The organism is Mycobacterium tilburgii (assembly GCF_902168065.1).
Classification (GTDB): Bacteria; Actinomycetota; Actinomycetes; order Mycobacteriales; family Mycobacteriaceae; genus Mycobacterium; species Mycobacterium tilburgii.
The window spans coordinates 1-2,798 of record NZ_LR655771.1; the positions used below are offsets into that span (position 1 = coordinate 1).

General features: G+C 61.0%; 4 protein-coding genes. All 4 read right to left on the reverse strand.

From position 1 onward, the window contains the following. Window positions 1-99, reverse strand: a 99-nt coding sequence (locus FQ389_RS20980) for a PPE family protein (RefSeq protein WP_260860874.1), incomplete at its 3' end; no start/stop codon positions are given. 1,041 nt (window positions 100-1,140) lie between these two features. Further along, a complete protein-coding gene (locus FQ389_RS17470) occupies window positions 1,141-1,416 on the reverse strand; it encodes a DUF732 domain-containing protein (RefSeq protein WP_407662940.1) in 276 nt (91 codons plus the stop codon). A gap of 37 nt (window positions 1,417-1,453) precedes the next feature. Then, window positions 1,454-2,686 (reverse strand): PPE family protein, encoded by a 1,233-nt coding sequence (locus FQ389_RS17475; protein ID WP_407662941.1) that lies wholly within the window; start codon window positions 2,684-2,686, stop codon window positions 1,454-1,456. Between the two features lie 21 nt (window positions 2,687-2,707). After that, entirely contained in the window at window positions 2,708-2,797 is a 90-nt protein-coding gene (locus tag FQ389_RS23025; protein ID WP_407662942.1) for a hypothetical protein, read from the reverse strand. Window position 2,798 lies beyond the last annotated feature (1 nt).

Here is a 2,798-nt window from a genome sequence, read left to right on the forward strand (position 1 = left end):
CGCCAACTCATCCCCGGCTGCCGTCAGCAACAGCCCCGCACCTGCCCCCACATACATTCGACCGGAGTTGACCTCCGACGGTAAGGCTCCAAAGTCCAGCATTTTGTTACCTCCACTGTTTTTGGCCACCATGGTAGGCACGGCTTTGCGACCGTCGTCGCTAACGCCGCCGCTCAAATGGAATCCATCAAACCGCCCGTGTATTACAGGTGTCGAACGACGGCAGATTCCATGTCCCCCTTGCTGAGAGTTTCTCAGGATTGGTGATCTACCGAGAAAAACTCGCGCCCAACATTGTGTTGATTATGGGCAGAAACTATTCGCAACGCATTCCCATCGAGTAATCGAACTATAAAAACTAAATGACATCGCGGTGCCGCCTACTGTGAGGGCTGGTTTACGTATCAGCTAATCAATAATATCATATATTAGCAGTTAATAATGTATTTAGTCGGAATACAGCGAACTCATGAGCATAGTAATGCGCAGCGGTTTCCTCGGCGTCTGGTCGATTCGTTGCGGAATTCGCGATCGGTCAGGATGTCATTGTTAGGCAATTCTCTGTGAGCGCTGCCACAGAATACGGGTGGACGAATTCCGTAAGTTTCGTTCAATTCGATAATGTCTGCTAATAGCAGACCAAAACCACCTGGCAGTCTTATTCGCCGCCTTTATGTACGAACGGCATTAATGACGCCGGTGCGGAGGTAACATCACGACTGTTTTCCTGATTGCCGATAACGGCAAACCCCTTTCCCTAGTAATCAATTCACGCGTTCAGGAATCGTAAAAATTCGGTGTCGGCTGGTCGATGGTCCAACCGAACCGCTGTGGCTCCGTGTCGCTCGGAAGTCCGCTGCGACAAGCGCCTTAGCTACCGCGGGATTGGCCTCTGGGGGCCGCGCGTGCTGCGGGCCCGCGGACGAGTCAACGCACCGGCGACAGTTTCACCAAGTTCTAATCCAGTGGTCACAGTTTGCTTCCCTATGTTTTGCCCAGCGTATGAAACGCAGCTACAACCCGAATTATTGGCTTCTGAGGGTTTGCCGTGAGGTCCCAGACCCGTGGGAGCCGTGGTTGCGACGCACGACGTGGCAATATCCGGGTCGACCAAACCCTGGCTGTGCTAACGCTCGACGGCTAATTGTCGTCGGACAGCCGGTCGGGGCAGTATGCGGTGGCGGCGGCTTTGGCGAACTTGGCGGATTTGGCCAGGGTGAAGGCGGGGTTGAGATCCCGGATATCGCGGATGATGTCGAGTTCCGACGTCCCCGAGTTCGCCAAATCGCATACCTTCTTGCCGGCTTTGATGGCGTGCTCCGGGTCGTGATACGTGATGCCCGCATCTTTCAACGCGACCAGGAACGCATCGTCATCCGAATCGGCGTACGCCGGGGCGGCCAGGCCAATCAGCACGACACTGCTTGTCAGCAGCGATAGCGCCTTCATTGTATCACCCAGCTGCGGGCGGGCGTCCGATGACGCGTGGACGGAAACCGTAGATCGGGTCGGCGAATTCGTCCTCATGCGAGCCGGGAATGCCGGCCAACGGCACCCCGGGCATGCCGACCGCCCCCGCCTCTTCCATCACCATCGAAGTGGCGGCACCGAAGCCGTGGTATGCCCCCGCGCCGACCTGAGTCGTCGCCGCGACCGTGCCGACCGTTGCGCCGGTGCCGGCCCACGAGGGCGGAACGGAAAGGCTGCCAACCAGACTCGCCTGCCCCAGGCCGGCGGTGGCCGCGGCACCGGCCACACTCCTCGTCGCCGAGGCCAGCCCCGCGCTGCTCAGCCCGGCGGACAAATCCTCCAGTCCCGCCGTGGATGCGCCCTGTACGGCCGCGTTTGCGGCGGCCGTGGCGGCGGGATCGATCATGGTCGTCGGGTTGAGAATTCCGTTGGTGGTTAAGGCGTTCGACAAGCCGGAGACGCTGTTGTTGTTGAGGAACGCCCCCAACAGGTTCTCACTGTTCGGTTGGTTGCTCAGGATGTTGAGCAGCCCGGACAGTCCGGTGGTGGAATCCCCCGAGCCCGGCGCCAACGGGTTGTCCCCCGAGCCCGGCGCCAACGGGTTGTCCCCCGAGCTCGCGGCCAGCATGAGACCCGAGTTGTCCAGCGCTTGGACAACCGCGTCGGATTGCTGCTGCGTTCCGTCCGTCGTGGTGTCGGACTGCGGTTGGCGAAACGGCGTCAGCTCCGCCGCAGCCCGCGCCGCGGCAGCGTAGCCGGTCATCGCAGAGGCATCCTGTGCCCACATTTCGCCGTACTGCGTCTCGGTCGTCGCGATCGCCGGCGCGTTCTGGCCAAAGATGTTGGTGGCCACCAGGTTCAACAGCAACGTGCGGTTGGCGGTCACAAGCGGTGGCGGTACCGTCGCGGCAAACGCCGCCTCGAAGGCAGCCGCGGCCGCGTTGGCCTGAGCGCCGGCCTGCTCGGCTTGGACGGCGGTGGTGCTCATCCACTCGATAAACGGTTCAACCGCGGCCGCCATCTTTGCCGACGCGGGGCCCAGCCAGCCTTCGCTGACGAGCGGCCTGATGACGGCCTCGTAATTTGTTGCCGCGGAACGCATCTCAGCACAGAGGGCATTCCATGCAGCCGCGGCCGCCAACAGTGATCCCGATCCAGGCCCGGCGTACATTTTCGCCGAGTTGACTTCCGGCGGTAAAGCCCCAAAGTTCAGCATGACATCTTTTTCTGAAGTCTCTTAACCGGCGGCCGGCGGACGCGGCATGACGACGGGCCGAAACCCGTATCTGGGAATGGCGCGGCGGATCCTGCGGCCGGTGGCACCCAAC

Excerpts from the sequence above, each read along its gene's own strand:
- FQ389_RS17475 (WP_407662941.1), bottom strand. The coding sequence starts at position 2,686 with ATGCTGAACTTTGGGGCTTTACCGCCGGAAGTCAACTCGGCGAAAATG.